Annotated in this window: 17 protein-coding genes; 4 read left to right on the forward strand and 13 right to left on the reverse strand. The window is 66.1% G+C overall.

Translation table 11 applies throughout. The features are described from left to right. Nucleotides 1–67: 67 nt before the first annotated feature. From AC5P8C_RS02480 to AC5P8C_RS02510, 7 genes are all read right to left on the reverse strand, one after another. On the reverse strand, nt 68–283 hold the full coding sequence (locus AC5P8C_RS02480) for a hypothetical protein (RefSeq protein WP_005410085.1): 216 nt from the start codon (nt 281–283) through the stop codon (nt 68–70). Between the two features lie 761 nt (nt 284–1,044). Beyond that, complete coding sequence (locus AC5P8C_RS02485) at nt 1,045–1,497, reverse strand: hypothetical protein (RefSeq protein WP_019660259.1); 453 nt, start codon at nt 1,495–1,497, stop codon at nt 1,045–1,047. Continuing rightward, nucleotides 1,494–1,697 (reverse strand): PspC domain-containing protein, encoded by a 204-nt coding sequence (locus AC5P8C_RS02490; RefSeq protein WP_019660260.1) that lies wholly within the window; start codon nt 1,695–1,697, stop codon nt 1,494–1,496. The genes AC5P8C_RS02485 and AC5P8C_RS02490 overlap by 4 nt, the downstream gene beginning before the upstream one ends. Nucleotides 1,698–1,761: 64 nt before the next feature. Next, complete coding sequence (locus tag AC5P8C_RS02495) at nt 1,762–2,130, reverse strand: YfeK family protein (RefSeq protein WP_026347052.1); 369 nt, start codon at nt 2,128–2,130, stop codon at nt 1,762–1,764. Between the two features lie 33 nt (nt 2,131–2,163). After that, nucleotides 2,164–3,231: a class III poly(R)-hydroxyalkanoic acid synthase subunit PhaC gene (phaC, locus tag AC5P8C_RS02500; RefSeq protein ID WP_495218300.1), complete on the reverse strand. Its 1,068-nt coding sequence runs from the start codon at nt 3,229–3,231 to the stop codon at nt 2,164–2,166. Further along, a complete protein-coding gene (phaE, locus tag AC5P8C_RS02505) occupies nt 3,228–4,292 on the reverse strand; it encodes a class III poly(R)-hydroxyalkanoic acid synthase subunit PhaE (protein WP_019660263.1) in 1,065 nt (354 codons plus the stop codon). The genes phaC and phaE overlap by 4 nt, the downstream gene beginning before the upstream one ends. A gap of 22 nt (nt 4,293–4,314) precedes the next feature. Beyond that, complete coding sequence (locus tag AC5P8C_RS02510) at nt 4,315–4,929, reverse strand: CDP-alcohol phosphatidyltransferase family protein (RefSeq protein WP_019660264.1); 615 nt, start codon at nt 4,927–4,929, stop codon at nt 4,315–4,317. A 293-nt stretch (nt 4,930–5,222) separates the two neighbouring features. Here AC5P8C_RS02510 and AC5P8C_RS02515 point away from each other — a divergent pair, with 293 nt between their 5' ends. Next, nucleotides 5,223–5,924 carry a class I SAM-dependent methyltransferase gene (locus AC5P8C_RS02515; RefSeq protein WP_019660265.1) on the forward strand — a complete coding sequence of 234 codons (702 nt, stop codon included), beginning with the start codon at nt 5,223–5,225 and terminating at the stop codon, nt 5,922–5,924. Nucleotides 5,925–6,005: 81 nt separating this feature from the next. Here AC5P8C_RS02515 and AC5P8C_RS02520 read toward each other — a convergent pair whose 3' ends face one another. From AC5P8C_RS02520 to ppsR, 5 genes are all read right to left on the reverse strand, one after another. Continuing rightward, a complete protein-coding gene (locus AC5P8C_RS02520) occupies nt 6,006–7,367 on the reverse strand; it encodes an MATE family efflux transporter (RefSeq protein ID WP_495218301.1) in 1,362 nt (453 codons plus the stop codon). Between the two features lie 117 nt (nt 7,368–7,484). Then, nucleotides 7,485–8,102, reverse strand: coding sequence for a DUF2239 family protein (locus AC5P8C_RS02525; RefSeq protein ID WP_019660267.1), 618 nt, complete (start codon nt 8,100–8,102; stop codon nt 7,485–7,487). A 143-nt stretch (nt 8,103–8,245) separates the two neighbouring features. Then, nucleotides 8,246–8,734: an NUDIX hydrolase gene (locus AC5P8C_RS02530; protein ID WP_495218302.1), complete on the reverse strand. Its 489-nt coding sequence runs from the start codon at nt 8,732–8,734 to the stop codon at nt 8,246–8,248. Between the two features lie 42 nt (nt 8,735–8,776). After that, a complete protein-coding gene (locus AC5P8C_RS02535; RefSeq protein WP_058981414.1) occupies nt 8,777–9,286 on the reverse strand; it encodes a DUF1249 domain-containing protein in 510 nt (169 codons plus the stop codon). Between the two features lie 168 nt (nt 9,287–9,454). Continuing rightward, nucleotides 9,455–10,276 carry a posphoenolpyruvate synthetase regulatory kinase/phosphorylase PpsR gene (gene ppsR / locus AC5P8C_RS02540; RefSeq protein ID WP_005417170.1) on the reverse strand — a complete coding sequence of 274 codons (822 nt, stop codon included), beginning with the start codon at nt 10,274–10,276 and terminating at the stop codon, nt 9,455–9,457. 144 nt (nt 10,277–10,420) lie between these two features. On the opposite strand from ppsR, the gene ppsA reads away from it, so the two are divergent. From ppsA to AC5P8C_RS02555, 3 genes are all read left to right on the forward strand, one after another. Continuing rightward, nucleotides 10,421–12,799, forward strand: coding sequence for a phosphoenolpyruvate synthase (gene ppsA, locus AC5P8C_RS02545; RefSeq protein ID WP_495218303.1), 2,379 nt, complete (start codon nt 10,421–10,423; stop codon nt 12,797–12,799). Nucleotides 12,800–12,958: 159 nt separating this feature from the next. Next, on the forward strand, nt 12,959–13,732 hold the full coding sequence (locus tag AC5P8C_RS02550; RefSeq protein WP_494533540.1) for a hypothetical protein: 774 nt from the start codon (nt 12,959–12,961) through the stop codon (nt 13,730–13,732). Nucleotides 13,733–13,843: 111 nt separating this feature from the next. After that, nucleotides 13,844–14,737, forward strand: a complete 894-nt coding sequence (locus AC5P8C_RS02555; RefSeq protein WP_494533541.1) for a mechanosensitive ion channel family protein — start codon at nt 13,844–13,846, stop codon at nt 14,735–14,737. 89 nt (nt 14,738–14,826) lie between these two features. Here AC5P8C_RS02555 and AC5P8C_RS02560 read toward each other — a convergent pair whose 3' ends face one another. After that, complete coding sequence (locus AC5P8C_RS02560; RefSeq protein ID WP_495218304.1) at nt 14,827–15,942, reverse strand: alkene reductase; 1,116 nt, start codon at nt 15,940–15,942, stop codon at nt 14,827–14,829. Nucleotides 15,943–15,997: the final 55 nt, after the last annotated feature.

The raw sequence follows: 15,997 nt of genomic DNA on the forward strand, positions 1-15,997 counted from the left end.
TGGCCCTGGGCTGGGATGCCGGCGCGGACGCGCGATGGTGGGCGCGCCCTGCCGCGTGTTACGAAGGTCAGCGGTAGTGGCGGGCGGCGCGCTGCATGACGATCTCGTCACGCATGCCTTCCAGGGCCATCAGGCGGACCTTGCCGACACCCTGCAGTTCCATGAACCGCTCCGTGTAGAACTCCGGCCCCAGCGCGGTGTCGGCGCGGGATTTGCTGAAGCCGTAGGGCACCACGCCCTTCTCGCCATCCTTGCTACCACCGACATAAAGAACGATTGCCATGTGATGTATTCCTCCAAATTGCTACTGCGTACTGCACTCGATGAGCGATGCTGCGAGCTCATCGAGGGAGAGCTTACCGCGTCGAACCTGACTGGAACGTCACGAAGGCTAATGACGATCGGTTGCATGCAGATGACGGCGGGATCGCAGCAGAATGCTTACGGATCTTTAACTTCCGGCTAACGAATCAGTACGGGATTCCCGCCAACGGCGCAGCCCCTCGTGGGTGGTTTGGTTGGTCGCGGAAAGCCGGTTTCCTGTGGGCTGGCCGGGAGGGTGGGTAGGCCGGGGACACCGTGAACCCATCCATGGGGGCTTGGCCGCGGCATCCATGCCGCGGACACCCCGCCCTACCCACCCTCCCGGCCGCTGACAGATTCCTGGTGCCTGCCGCCACCCACGGAGAATAAAAAGAAGATCAAAAGCAGAAGCAGCCGGGCTGGCCGCTTTTTTGTTGTAGAGCCGAGCCTGCGCTCGGCTTCGCGAGCTGGCCTGAAAGCAGCCGAGCGTGGGCTCGGCTCTACACGAGCGCAGCGCGCGACCCGCTTTTGCTGTTCTTTTTCTTTTCCGTGGCTGGACGCGGCCGGGAACTGTCAGCGGCCGGGCGGGATGGGTTCGCGGGACCGTTGGCGCCATGGATGGCGCCATCGAGCCCCCATGGATGGGTTTACGGCGTGTCCCGGGAACCCATCCCGCCCGGCCCAATCGCATGAAACGTATTCCGCGACCAAGCCACGAGGGGCTGCGCCGTTGGCTGGAAACTACGGCCACCAGCCACGCCCGAACCGGGCGAAATGATCGGCCGCCCGTTCAAACGGGTTGCGCGCACTCACCCCGCCGCACAGCAGGTATACCGGCAGGTACAGCGGGCCCAGCACCATGTACTGGTACACGTGCGCACGTTCGTGATCATCCAGCCGGATCAGCGGTTCCACGCCCCACCCCGCCTGATGCGCATAGGTGCGGCAGGAAATGCCCAGGTCATGGCCGGTATGCAGGATTACGTTCCCCAGCGTGATCGCCCCGCCCGGCCCCCACGGCCAGCGGTCGAACACCAGCGCACAGTCGCGCGCGCTCCAACGCAATGACGCGCCGCCGAGCATACCGGCCAGGCCGCCAATCAGGCCGAGCAGCGAATTGGGCAACGTCCATGCTGCGCCCAGCATCTGCAGCGCACGCAGCCACAGCGGCCAGGGTCGAGCGGCCGTGTTCAATCGGCCTCGTTCGGCATCAGCAGCCACAGGATCAGGTAGATCAGAATGCCGGGGAAGGCGGCCGAGCCAATCGATATCAGCACGAACACGATCCGCACCAGCGTGGCGTTCCAGCCGAAGCGGTGGGCGATGCCGCCCATCACGCCGGCGATCATGCGATCGTTCAATGAGCGCGACAGCGTCTTGGGCGTGGTGTTCATGGCAGCGGCTCCGGGAAACGGACAAGGCAGTCGAGCGTGGCTGGACTCTACACCGCCCCGATGTCTACGGCGTGCGGTGGCGCAGGGCCTGCAGGCGTGCGCCGAACCAGGTGGCTGCGGTCTGTTCAGGCTGACCCGGGCACTGGATGCGGTAAGGCTTGCCGCTCATGCTGCTCTGGCTGGCGGCGCGCTCGATGAACTGCTCGGCGCTGTCCACCATGTCCTTCTTCAGCAGGTAGTCGTACTTGCGCTGCAGATGGGCGCGCGCATCGCTGCCGTCGTACCAGCTGCCATTGCGCTGGAACCGGCACTGCGAGCCGTCCAGGCTGGCGATCAACTGGGCGATCTCCCGCCGTGCATCCGCACTGGGTGCGGCCTGGGCAAGTGGCGCTGCCAGCAGTACCGCAAGAATCAGCAAAATCCGGTACGTCATCATCCCTCCAAGTCAGTCGAGCAGGGCCCGACTCTACAGGTCGCGCGCCTTCAGCCAGCCATCGATCGTGGCCGGCACTTCGCGCTGCGCGCGGCCGGACACGTAGATACCAATATGGCCACCGCGGAAACTGGACTCGGTGTAGTCATCCGTACCCAGGCGCCCGCGCATCGCGCGCGAGGCGTCCGGTGGCACCAGATGGTCCTGCTCGGCGTAGATGTTCAACACCGGCAGCGTCACCTGCGACAGATCCACCGCTTCGTCGCCGATCCGTACCGTGCCCTTCATCAGGCCATTGGCCTGGTAGAACTGCTTGATGAAATCGCGGAACGCCTCGCCCGCCAGGTCCGGCGAATCGAAGATCCACTTTTCCATGCGCAGGAAGTCCTCCAGCGCCGCCTTGTCATCGAGGATGTCGAGCAGGCCGACGTACTTCTGCACGTTCAGGCGGAATGGCTTGAGCATCAGGTAGCTGGCATTCATCAGGTCGGCCGGGATGTTGCCCAGCGTGTCGACCAGCAGGTCCACGTCCACCTGCCGCGCCCAGTGCGAGAGCATGTTGTCGGCGGTCTGGAAATCGACCGGGGTGACCATGGTGATCAGCTTGCCCAGCTTCTGCCGGCGCAGCGCCGCGTAGCACAGCGCGAACACGCCACCCTGGCAGATGCCGAGCAGGTCGACCGGGCTACCACTGCGCGCACGCAGCGCATCCACCGCGCCGTCGATGTAGCGCAGCAGGTAGTCCTCCAGGGTCTGGAAGCGCTCCGAGCGATCCGGGTAGCCCCAGTCCAGCACGTAGACGTCCTGACCCAGCGCCAACAGCTTCTGCACCAGGGAGCGGTCGGCCTGCAGGTCGACCATGTACGGCCGGTTGACCAGCGCGTACACGATCAGCAGTGGCGTGCACCGGGTCGGCGCCTGTTCGCCGACGAAGCGGTACAGCACCACCTTGCCGTCGCGCCAGACTTCCTCGCGCGCGGTCACGCCATAGTCCACGTCTTCCACCTGCGGCAGCAGCTTCAGCCCCTCCATCAGCTTGCGCTGCATGGCCAGGGTCTCCTGCATCAGGTCATCGGCGTTGAAGCCCAACGGTCCCTTCATCGGTCACTCGCCCGTGAGGAGGTGCGAGATTGGGGCTTTTTCGCAGCCGCCTTTTTTGCAGGCGCCTTCGTTGCCGGTGCGGTCTTCTTCGCGGCCTTGCGCGCGGCAGGCTTCACTTTTGCCGGCGCCGGCTGCGCAACCGGATCGACCGCAGCGGTTCCGGCCTGCACTGCCACCTGCGCCTGCAGGCGGCGCAGGCTGCGCTCCAGCTCGGCGATGCGGCGGTGTGCGGCATCCATCTCGCTGCGGGTCGGCAGGCCGATACGTTCACTCATCTGTTCCACCTCGCGCTGCAGGCCGGCACGCAGACGCATCTGCGCGTTGCCCAGCGAGGCGTACACCTGCTGGAACGGTTCGGACATGGCGACCTTGGCGTAGGCCTCCTCGGCCACTTCGATCCACAGGTCGAACATCGCGCGGGCGCTGGTCAGCTGGCTGCCCGGCTGTTCGTGCTCGGCCAGGCGCTGCTCGAACAACGCAAAGGCCTCGTCCAGTGCCCGCTTGATCAGGTCGACATAGGCGCGCGAATGCTGCTGGTATTCTTCCTGCGCACGCAGCAGGGCCTGCCAGCGCGCCTGGTGCTCGCGGCCGGGGCCGAATGCCGGGCTCTGCAGCCATGGGCCCGCCTGCAGCTGGAACTGCTGCAGCCATGCGGCGAATTCGGGCACGGCGGCGCCGGCGTGGGTGCTGCCACGGGCCCCTTGCAGCATCCATTGCAGCATGCCATCGCCCTGCCCCTGCACCGCCTCACGCCAGGCCTGGGCCACATCGGCACTGCTGGCGTCGCGGCCGGCAAACCGAGCGGCGACCTCTTGCATGGTGCCGTACCAGCTCCCGGCCTGTTCGCGGAACCGGCGCACGGCATCTTCCGGCGCGCCGGGCGCCTGTTCGGGCAACAGCTGGCCCCACCAGTCGAACAGGCGCTGCCAGCTGCCCGGGTCGTCGCCCGCCGGTGCGCCGGGCGTGCCCGCGTGGCGCAGGGCATCGCCCCAGGCGCCGAAGTACTGCCGGGCCAGGGTCTCGAAATCACTGCTGCCGGCGTCGTGGGCCGAGCTGGTCATCGCAGGCCTCCGCAGGGCTGGCTCATGGCTTGGGAATGCGCAGGGTCTTGCTGATCATCAGCGACCCGGACAGGGCGAACAGCAGCACCATCGGGTGCAGCTGCCACGGACCGATCTGCCACTGGCCGAACCAGATGTTCTGGCCGATGGCATCGGTACCGGCGGCGATCGCCAGCACGATCACCAGCACCAGGCTGGTCGGGATAGGGGTGCCTTCAAAATACGTGACCTTGCCCTCGTCGCCGGTCATTGCCTCGGCGGTGACGTTGTAGCGCGCCAGGCGGCTGACGCCACAGCAGACGAAATAGCTCAGCACCAGCCAGTCCCAGCCGCCCTGCATGCCACATGCATAGGCCAGCGCCGCCGGCGCGACGCCGAACGAGATCACGTCGGACAGCGAATCCAGCTCGCGCCCCAGTGTGGAGCTGGACTTGCGCCAGCGCGCGATGCGGCCGTCGAGGGCGTCGAAGATGAAGGCCAGCGGTATCAGCGCCATGCCGAACAGCAGGTAGCCGCGCTCGCCGTCCTGCAGGAAGCGCATTGCGGCAAACACCGCACCGGTGCCGCAGAAAGCATTGGCCAAGGTGAACCAGTCGGCCAGCTGAAATTCGCGCAGCATCGAGAAGTGACGTTTCATGGGGTCTCACGGAGCATCGAGGCCCACAGGTTACCGCGAGCGCCGCTGCCGGCGACAGCGCCGGCAGGCCGCGGCCTTCACCGTTCCCTCACACGCCCTCACCGGCGGTGAATTTTTCGCCACCCATCTTGACAGCCTAGGGGGGTGGCGCCTGTCGCGGCTTATCCACAAAGTTGCCCACGCGTAATCCACACCCCCTGTGGACAACCAGATCTCACCGACTGCGACGCTGGACATTTCCTCATCACCCTGCAGCGGGGTTTCCCTACTTCCCAAGCCGCAAGGTCAGCGCTATGGTCATCGGCGGACCCGCCGCCGCCACGTCCGAATCTCTTCGATGGACGACGACGATGCTGGATGCTTCCACCCTGGCCGCGCAGCTGCGGCAGCCCCATGGTGACGCCGCACTGGCGGTGGCCGACTCGATGAACCGCAGCAACAGCGCCCTGAACCTGGCCGCGATCGGGCTGCTGGCGGTGGCGGCCGGCGAACGCATCCTGGAGGTCGGCCCGGGCAATGCGGGCTTCGCGCCGCTGATGCTGCAGGCCACCGGCAGCCACTATCTGGGCATCGAGCTGTCCACCGCCATGGTCGAGGCCGGCAACCAGCGGCTGGCCAGCGCCGGGTTGGCCGAGCGTGCGGCGATGCGGCACGGCGACGCCCATGCGCTGCCGGTCGCCGATGCCGCGATGGATGCCGCGCTGGCGGTCAACACCCTGTACTTCTGGCCGAACCTGGCCCCGGTGCTGGATGAGCTGGCGCGGGTACTGCGCCGGGGCGGCCGCCTGTGCCTGGCCTTTGGCGACGCCAGCTTCATGCGCAGCCTGCCATTCGCTGCCGACTTCCAACTGCATGAGCTGGATGTGGTGGAGCTCGCACTGCGGGTATCGGGCTTCCGTGTCTCGGCCTGGCGCAGCCACCGGGAATCCGCGGCCGGCAATGACGGCCAGACCCGCGAAAAGCACTTCCACCTGCTGTTGGCACAGCGGCGCTGAAGCTGCCTGCCTGACCGAGTGGTAGAGCCGGCCCCTGGCCGACTGCCCCGGCCATTCCGGATTGCCGGCAAGCGGCCGGCACTACCCAGCCTGCACCCGCCTCCAGCGAGCAAAACAGAGCACCTGCATCACCAGCATGGCCAGCAACCCCAGCGGCCACGCCCACCACAGCCCGGCCAGTCCGTGCCGGGACTGCAGCCACATCGCCAGTGGCAGCTCCAGCAGCAATACGGCCACCATGCCCAGCAACGCCGGCAACAACACCGTGCCACCGCCTCGCATCACTCCGACCAGCACCGCACTGCCTCCCATCGCCAGCACGCCCCACACCACGGTGCGCAATTGCTGCGTGGCCAGTTCGCGCACGTCGGTCGCCGCCAGGATCAGGCCAGTCAACCAGGGCGCCAGCGCCACAACCAGCATCACCACCCCGCTCAGTATCGCCAGTCCAAGCAGCACGCCGGTGCGGGCGATGGCGGGCAGCCGTGCCGTACGTCCCGCCCCCAGCGCATGCGCGGCGAGGATGGTGGCGGTGATGCCCAGCGACATCGCAGGCAGCTGCACCCAGCTCATCAACTGATTGACCGCGCCGTAGGCGGCCGTGGCGGTATAGCCGTGGCGATTGATCCAGCCCAGCAGCACGATCTCGGCCACGGCCAGACTGAGCATCTGCAGCGAGGACGGTACGCCGATGCGTAGCATCGGACGGATGAGTGCTCCATCGAAACGGATCGCTCGCAGCAACTCATGCCCCGGTGCCAACGGGTGCCCCATCCGCTGCCACCGCCACATCAGCCAGGCCAGGGCCAGCAGCGAGGCGAGCGCCGCCGAGACTGCCGCACTGGCTGCGCCCAGCTGCGGCAGGCCGGCCCAGCCCAGGATCAGCAGCGGCGTGCACAGCAGGCCGACCACCGTGGCCAGCAGCAGCGCATGCAGCGGCGTCTTCGCATCGCCCACCGCGCGGCTCACCGCAGTGGCCAGCCACAGCAGGAAGAACACCGGTACCGCCAGCAGCAGGATACGGGCATAGACGATGGATTCGCCGAGGATCGGGGCCGGCGTACCGAGTGCCACCAGCAGCTCTGGAGCGAAACCGCCGCCCACGACCATCACCAGCACCGACATGAGCAGGATCAGCGCCACCGCGCTGCCAGCCACAGCGCGCGCCTGCCGCGGCCGGCCCGCGCCCCAGGCCTGGCCGATCAGCACCATCGCACCGGTCGCCAGGCCCATTACCAGGGCCAACAGCAGGAAGAAGACCGGGAAGAACGCTGCGGCGGCAGCCACCGCCTGCGTCCCCAGCAGATGGCCGAGGTAGATGTTGTCCAGCGTGCCTGCGGCAAGCTGCAGTGCATTGGTCATCAGCATGGGCAGCAGCAGGGCCAGGTAGGTGCGCGACAGAGGCGGCGCGACCAGGGGCGTGGGATGTACAGGGGGGGTCATGGGACTCTCTGGGCAAGGGCTGCCCTGCCCGGCGTTTCCGCCAGCAAAGCACGCACAGGGGAAGCGGGCCGTGGCCCGCGATCAGGTGGCGCCGCCGCTCAACGACGGCGCGATGGCTCAGCCGTCGGCGCTCTCGAATGCCAGGCGCAGGGCGTGGTTGCGCACGTCCTCGGGCCAGCTGCGCAACGCCATTTCCAGGCCCGCTCGGTCGTGCGCGAACAGGACACGGATCGCCTCCTCGAAACCCGGCAGGTCGCCGGCGATGGTCTGCAGGAAGTGATAGGCACGCTCGCTGTGGCGGCGCTGCTGGTCCTTGTCCGCACCGGCACGGCTGGCCGCCTCCACCAGCCTGCGCAGAACCACGGAGGCGCCACCCGGCTGTTCGGTCAGCCACGCCCAATGGCGCGGCAACAACGTCACCTCGCGGGCAACCACGCCCAGCTTGGGGCGGCCACGGCCGCGCGGGGTTGCCGGCACATCTTCGGCAGTGATGTCGGCATCCGCCTCGACGGCGGCGGGAAACGCTTCGATGACCCGCGCCAGCAGTTCTGCGTCGCTACCACGCGTATCGAAATCACGGGTGCGGCCGGTAGCGTTGTCGAACACCAGCAGCGGTCCGGCAGCGTTGCCGGCGCGCAGCTGTTTCAGCGCCAGCGCCGCCACCTCCGGGGTACCGGAAGCGACCAGGCGATGGCCGTCGAAGCAACTGAAGGGAGGGAGTCGGGACGCAGGCATGGCAATGGCATCAGAGGCGATGCGCCAATATTGCCCGGGTAATTTGCGGCCGTCAATATTACCCGGGAATTAATCAACCAGAAGAGCGTGCCAACCGCGGTTGGCCCCCACCGGAATGGGTGGCACCCACACGATTCGCCAGGTTACAGACGGCTGAAGGACCAGCTCACCATGCGGCCGTCCTTGTACGGCATCACGCCGTGGAACGGGCGCGGGTCGGCGTCGAACACCAGCGGCAGGAAGTTGCGGTCGCCTTCCCACATCGGCAGCGTGTCCAGCTTGTCCAGATCTACCCACTCCAGCGTACCTTCGTGGTTGCCGCCGTGCGGGGTACCTTCGAAGCTGTCGATGACGAACACGAAGCCCAGCCAGTCTTCGCCGTGCTTGCCGAAACCGGGCCAGCTGAGAGTGCCGCGCAGGCGCATGCCGGTGCAGTCGATGCCGGCTTCCTCGGCAATCTCGCGGCGCATGCTGGCCGCCACGTCCTCGTCCGCTTCGATCTTGCCACCCAGGCCGTTGTACTTGCCGAGGTGATGGTCACCGGGGCGCGTATTGCGATGGATCATCAGCACCTGGCGACGATCGGGCGACAGCACATAGCCCAGGGTGGCGACGATCGGGGTGTACGGCATGGGGCGGCATCCAGCGGCAGGTCAGCCCTGGATTATGGCCGATCAGCGCACCAGCGACAGGCGGCGCTCGGCAGGCGCACCGGCGCCATCGGGGTCACGGCGCAGCGTTGCGACGCCGTGGCCGCGCTCGGCCAGGTATTCCAGCCACTTGCCGAGGAAGGTGTTCATCCGCATGCGATGACTGATCAGCTCCGCCGGCGGCGGGTACAGGCCCATGGTGTCCTGCCAGCGGCGGCCGACGTAGCAATGGGTGGTCTCGGCCTGGCGCGCGTCACGGTACAGGCGAACATAGGCCGAGGGATCCGGCTCGCCGGTGACCGGGTCGGCAATGTCGTAGGTCAGCCGCAGTTCCACCGTGTAGCGGTGGCACTCGATCACGTCCAGGCGAACGTCCAGGCCATCGCCGACCGAGGAGACGTAGCTGCCCGTCATCAGTCCAGCCGGTTCGAACAGGCGCACCAGATGGCGGTAGTTCTCCGCGTACAGGCCCATGAGCCAGCTCAGCCGGCTCAGGCGGGGAATGCGTTCGGTACGGGGCAAGGCTCGGGCCATGGGTCGATCCTACACGTTGGTGCTTCAACGTGGGGGCGGGATCACCCCGACCAAAGGGGCTCGGTATCGACCAACGGTCGATACCCACCGTGCAGGAGGGTCGATGCCCCAGCGCAGGAGGGTCATCACCCCGGAGGTAGGCCACGACCGTCGGTCGTGGCGCACGGATCAATACAGCTCGCGCTGCAGCCCCAATGTGGCCAGCACCTTGCTGGAAATCTCCTCGATCGAGGTATGCGTGGTGCTCAGGGTCGGAATCCGCTCCATGCGGAACATGGTCTCGGCCGCGGCCACCTCGCGCTTGCAGGTGTCCAGGTTGGCGTAGCGCGAGTTCGGGCGGCGCTCCTGGCGGATCTGCTGCAGGCGGTCCGGGTCGATGGTCAACCCGAACAGCTTGCGCCGGTAGTTGCGCAGGCGCGGCGGCAGGCGGTCGCTTTCCAGGTCCTCGTCGGTCAACGGGTAGTTGGCCGCGCGCACCCCGTAATGCAGGGCCAGGTAGATGCAGGTGGGCGTCTTGCCGGCGCGCGACACCGCCACCAGGATCACGTCGGCATCGTCGTAGTTCACCGCAATGCCATCGTCATGGGTCAGGGCGAAGTTCATCGCGTTGATGCGGCGGTGGTAGGTATCGAAATCGACCATGCCGTGGGCCTGGCCGACCCGGGCCAGGCGCGGGCTGGCCAGTTCACGCTCCAGGGGCTCGATGAACGGCGCGAACACATCCAGCATCAGCGCCCCGCTGTCGGCCAGGATCAGGCTCAGGCTCTGGTCCACGCAGGAGTTCACCACGATCGGCCGGACCTGGTAGCGCTCACCTGCCGCCTGGATCCGGGCGCAGGCTTCACGCGCTTTTTCGGGGTCGTCGACAAACGACATTCGGTCGGTAATGAAGCTGAATCCGGAGAACTGGGTCAGCAGGCTATGCCCAATGGTTTCAGCGGTGATACCGGTTCCATCGGAAACGTAGAACACCGGACGGATGGTCGACATGCGCGCTTTTACCCCCTACGAAGCTTAAAAAGGCCGCCAGCACAAGCTTGTGCCGACGGTGCTCTGCCCGGCATCATATCGGCTTCTTCCTACGGACGCGGCCACTCAGCCCGCCTCGGGCGATGGCCAAACGGAGCATCGCGCTTGAACGAGAACATCCTGTGGTTGCACGAACTGCGTCTGGCCGATCTGGCCCGCGTAGGCGGCAAGAATTCGTCCCTGGGCGAGATGATCGGCAACCTGGCCGGTCTGGGCGTTTCGGTGCCGGGCGGTTATGCCACCACCGCTGAAGCCTTCAAGGACTTCATCGCGCACAACGACCTGTCCAAGCGCATCTTCGACAGGCTGGCCACGCTGGACGTCGAGGACGTCAATGCGCTGACCGCCGCCGGCAAGGAAATCCGCGGCTGGGTAATCGACGCCCCGCTGCAGCCGCAGCTGGACCAGGACATCCGCACCGCCTACGCCAAGCTGAGCGCCGAGAATGGCGGCGGCGACGTGGCCGTGGCCGTGCGTTCGTCTGCCACTGCCGAGGATCTGCCGGATGCGTCCTTCGCCGGCCAGCAGGAAACCTTCCTCAACGTGACCGGTGCCGACGACGTCGTGCACAAGGTCAAGGAAGTGTTCGCCTCGCTGTACAACGACCGCGCCATCGCCTACCGCGTGCACCACGGTTTCAAGCATGAGGACGTGTTCCTGTCCGCCGGCGTGCAGCTGATGGTGCGTTCGGGCGTCGGCTCCTCCGGCGTGCTGTTCACCCTGGACACCGAGTCCGGCTTCCGCGACGTGGTGTTCGTCACCTCCTCGTTCGGCCTGGGCGAGATGGTCGTGCAGGGCGCGGTCAATCCGGACGAATACTACGTCTACAAGCCCACCCTGCAGGCCGGCAAGCCGGCGATCCTGCGCCGCTCGCTCGGCAGCAAGGCGATCCGCATGGTGTATTCGGATGTCCCCGGTGAGCGCGTCCGTATTGAAGACACCCCGGCCGAACTGCGCACCACCTTCTCGATCAGCGACGAGGACGTGCAGGAACTGGCCAAGCAGGCGCTGGTCATCGAAAAGCACTACGGCCGCCCGATGGACATCGAGTGGGCCAAGGACGGTGTCAGCGGCAAGCTGTTCATCGTGCAGGCGCGCCCGGAAACGGTGAAGTCGCGCAGCCACGCCACCCAGATCGAGCGCTTCGCGCTGACGGAGAAGGGCGGCAAGGTGCTGGCCGAGGGCCGTGCCGTCGGCGCCAAGATCGGTTCAGGCGTGGCCCGCGTGGTGAAGACGCTGGACGACATGAACCGCGTGCAGCCGGGCGACGTGCTGATCGCCGACATGACCGATCCCGATTGGGAACCGGTGATGAAGCGCGCCTCGGCCATCGTCACCAACCGCGGTGGCCGCACCTGCCACGCCGCGATCATCGCGCGCGAGCTGGGCGTGCCAGCCGTGGTCGGTTCGGGCAACGCCACCCAGGTCATCGAGGATGGCCAGCTGGTCACCGTCAGCTGCGCTGAAGGCGATACCGGCTTCATCTACGAAGGCAAGCTCGGCTTCGAACGCACCACGACCGATCTGGGCAACATGCCGCCGGCCCCGCTGAAGATCATGATGAACGTGGCCAACCCGGAACGTGCCTTCGACTTCGGCCAGCTGCCGAACGCCGGCATCGGCCTGGCCCGCCTGGAAATGATCATCGCCAGCCACATCGGCATCCATCCGAACGCGCTGCTGGAATACGACCGCCAGGACGCCGCGACCAGGAAGAAGATCGACGAGAAGATCGCCGGCTACGGTGATCCGGTCAGCTTCTACGTGGACCGCCTGGCCGAAGGCATCGCCACCCTCACCGCCTCGGTTGCACCGAACCCGGTGATCGTGCGCCTGTCGGACTTCAAGTCCAACGAGTACGCCAACCTGATCGGCGGCAGCAACTACGAGCCGCACGAAGAGAACCCGATGATCGGCTTCCGCGGCGCCAGCCGTTACGTCGACCCGAGCTTCTCGGCCGCCTTCGCGCTGGAGTGCAGGGCCGTGCTGCGCGTGCGCAACAAAATGGGCCTGGACAACCTGTGGGTCATGATTCCGTTCGTGCGCACCCTGGAAGAAGGCCGCAAGGTCGTCGAGGTGCTGGAACAGAACGGCCTGAAGCAGGGCGAGAACGGCCTGAAGATCATCATGATGTGCGAAGTGCCGTCCAACGCACTGCTCGCCGATGAGTTCCTGGAGATCTTCGACGGCTTCTCGATCGGCTCCAACGACCTGACCCAGCTGAGCCTGGGCCTGGACCGCGACTCGTCGATCGTCGCGCACCTGTTCGACGAACGGAACCCGGCAGTGAAGAAGCTGCTGTCGATGGCGATCAAGGCAGCACGTGCCAAGGGCAAGTACGTTGGCATCTGCGGCCAGGGCCCGTCCGATCACCCCGATCTGGCCGAATGGCTGATGCAGGAAGGCATCGAGTCGGTGTCGCTGAACCCGGATACCGTGGTTGATACCTGGCTGCGCCTGGCCAAGCTGAAGGCCAACGGCTGATCCGGCTGTAAGGCTGATTAAAGAAACCCCGCCTCGGCGGGGTTTCTGCTTTTGGGACCAACTGGGCCGATATGTCATTTGCAACTATTCCAGTAGGCGCCCTGAAATGGCCGACGCACACTGGGAGGACTGGAATCACTTCCCTGCAAGGTTCGCCCCATGACCATCCCATTCGCACTTGGACTGTTCAACTACTCCGGTCCGTTGGCAGGAGCGCGGGAATTCCAGGAGTTTCACGAGTTTGCTATATCCATGCTCGAAGAGCGTGGAGTACAGGCCACCTACTTTGCGTCTGACGGAAAGGGCCACAGCAGCAACTTGGCAAAACTGGGCAATGCAGCACATCGAAGACTTCTGGCCAGTGGCTTCAACGAGCTGACTCTCCTCAGTGTTGTCGCTGTACCCAAAGGAAGTGACGCGCCCGCCTATGATCTGACCGCATCAGTGGACTTCTCCTCCAGTTGTGAGCTTGGAACGGAATTCGTTCTGTTCTCCAAAGACGCTCGCTTTTCTCTGGAACCGCAGTCCTTCCGCGAGCTCCTGGTGGGGCTGATCGCTCTGTATGACTGGGACTTTGGCTACGTCACCCACCCGCCCTTCGAGCGGAGCCCGCAGGCCTACATCATGAGCTACTGCGATGGCACACAGCCGCAGGACGAAGAAGACCGCAACCAGATCTGGTATGACGCCCCGCCAGAGGTGCGCCTGCACAAGGCCCGCAACATTTTCCCGCTTAGTCTGCTCAATCCGGCACAGCTGGGTGCACCCGTCGCGCCCGACAAGACATTGGCTGGGATACTGCAAAGTACCCCCGGCTGCACATTGGAAGAGCTGGTGCCCGGCCGCCTCTGGCTCAGCACGGTAGAACCGCATCTGGTGCAGGGACTACGCTCGCTGCTCAAGGGTACGGGCGCATTGATCGAAGATGGCTGACATCACGTTCATCCCGCCGTGCCGATAATTTGCCCGCATGCAACCCCGCCTCTGCGGGGTTTTCAGTTTTTGGCGTTCTTGAGCGCCGCGCCCGTTCGACAAGGAGCCCGCATGATTGCTACAGCCCCGCCCGCCCCCGCCGCAACGCCCTGGTTCCACTCGCTCGACTGGGAACGCCTGCTGGAAACCTACGGCGTACCGTTGCTGGCCGCGATCGTGGTGCTGCTTGTGGGCCTGTGGGTGGCACGACGCCTGTCCAATGCCATGCCGCGCGCCACTGCGCGCATGGGCGTGGACCCGATGCTGGGCAGCTTCCTGCGCAACGTGGTCTATGCCACCTCACTCGTGATCGTGGCGCTGCTGGCCATCGACACGCTCGGCGTGAAGATCACCCCGCTGCTGGCCGTGCTCGGCACCGCTGGCCTGGCGGTCGGTCTTGCGTTGAAGGATTCGCTGTCCAACATCGCCTCGGGCGTGATGCTGGTGACGCTGCGACCGTTCCGCGTGGGCGATGTGGTGACCGTGGCCGGGCAGACCGGCACGGTGCGCGAAGTGCGCATCTTCCAGACCGTCATCACCGGTGCCGACAACCAGCACACCACCATTCCGAACACGCTGATCACCGCCGCACCGATCATCAACCTCACCGCCGAACCGACCCGCCGCGTCGAACTGGTGATCGGCATCGGCTACGAGGACAACATCCAGCTGGCACGCGACACCGCGCTGGCGCTGATGAAGGCCGACCCGCGCGTGCTGCAGACGCCGGCCCCGGACGTGGTGGTGTACGAGCTGGGTGCGCACGCCATCAACCTCGGCATCCGTTGCTACGTGAAGTCGGCCGACTGGTTCGGCACCAAGGTCACGCTGCTGGAGCAGCTGAAGCTGGGCTATGACAAGGCCGGCATCAACATTCCGTATCCGCAGCAGGACATGCACCTGTACCTGCATGGCAAGGATGGCGGCGTGGTTGAGGCCGACGCGCTGGTGCGCGACAAGCCCTGATCCATGCCGGTAGTGCCGACCAACGGTCGGCACCCACCCGTCGGCGATACGACATTGAAATGCCGGCCAGCGGCCGGTAGCCTCCAGGATCAGGCCGCGACGCTCTCTTCCAGCGTCGGGTAATCGGTGAAGCCGACCGCGCCACCGCCAAAGAACGTCGCGCGATCCGGCGGATTCAGCGCCGCACCGGTACGCAGTCGCTCCGGCAGATCCGGGTTGGCGATGAACGGCCGGCCGAAGCCGATCAGGTCAGCCCAGCCTTCCGCCAGTGCCTGCTCGGCGCGCTCGGCGGTGTACTTGCCGGCGTAGATCAGCGTACCCGGGTAGACCATGCGCAGCGCCTGTTTGAACGCCACCGGCATCAACGGTGCATCGTCCCAATCCGCTTCGGCAATGTGCAGGTAACCCACGCCCAGTTCACCCAGCAGATGCGCGGCCGCCAGATAGGTGGCCTGCGGCGTATCATCCACCGCGCCCTGCAGCGTGGTCAGCGGCGCCAGGCGCACGCCGACGCGGTCACTGCCGGCCACCGCGACCACCGCCTGCACGACCTCGCGCAGGAACCGCAGGCGGTTCTGCAACGCGCCGCCATAGCCGTCGGTGCGCTGGTTGGCCTGCGAGTCGATGAACTGGTTGATCAGGTAGCCATTGGCACCGTGCAACTCCACGCCATCGAAGCCTGCGTCCAGCGCATTGCGCGCGGCCTGCGCGAAATCGGCGACGACGCCCGGAATCTCATCTTCGCGCAGCTCACGCGGCATCGAATGCTGGATCATTTCGCCCACCCCGGCTTCGGGACCTGCCCCGGTCGGGTCGACGAATACCTTCACGCCATCAGCCAACAACGCCGACGACGACACCGGCGCGGCGCCGCCCGGCTGCAGCGCCACGTGCGAGACCCGGCCGACATGCCACAGCTGGGCGTAGATGCGACCGCCGGCAGCGTGCACGGCATCGGTCACCCGGCGCCAGCCCTTCACCTGATCCGGGCTATGGATGCCCGGGGTCCAGGCATAGCCCTGGCCTTGAGGGCTGATCTGGGTGCCTTCGCTGACGATCAGGCCGGCGCTGGCGCGCTGCGCGTAATACGTGGCCATTTCCGCAGTGGGCAGGTTGCCGGCCGACGAGCGCGAGCGGGTCATCGGCGGCATCACGATGCGGTTGGGCAGCGTCAGTGCGCCCAGATGATGAGGAGTGAACAACATGGCGGCGATCTCTTGCGGGAGGAGTGCCACCAAGAATGGGGATGGCCCCCGCCAG

This window comes from Stenotrophomonas sp. YJH_SMC_46, assembly GCF_059370315.1.